1 protein-coding gene is annotated in these 245 nt (G+C 36.3%); it reads left to right on the top strand.

What is annotated here, in order from left to right; translation table 11 throughout:
- Positions 1-37 precede the first annotated feature (37 nt).
- On the top strand, positions 38-245 hold a 208-nt coding region (locus tag H5187_RS24270), incomplete at its 3' end, for a sigma factor-like helix-turn-helix DNA-binding protein (RefSeq protein WP_409072568.1).

Here is a 245-nt window from a genome sequence, read left to right as displayed (position 1 = left end):
CTCGTAACCGAGTTCACGTTTTATCATTTTTGTAGGTATGTTAAACCGTTATCTAAATCATTTGATGAGGATAACAATAATGTCAACAAGACCTATATCTATGAGTAAATTACATGCTATTTTACGGCTGAAATATTCAGCAAAATTATCCCATCGAGAGATTGCCAGAAGCTTAAATATCTCCCCTGGCACTGTGGCTAATTACGTTAAAAAGGCCAATGAGTTAGGGTTAAACCAATGGCCGT

Origin of the sequence: Pseudoalteromonas sp. SG44-1 (assembly GCF_014164315.1) — a bacterium.
In the GTDB taxonomy this organism is placed as follows: domain Bacteria; phylum Pseudomonadota; class Gammaproteobacteria; order Enterobacterales; family Alteromonadaceae; genus Pseudoalteromonas; species Pseudoalteromonas rhizosphaerae.
The sequence above is the reverse complement of the archived record's forward strand: the minus strand, read 5'-3'. Positions and strand labels throughout refer to the sequence as shown.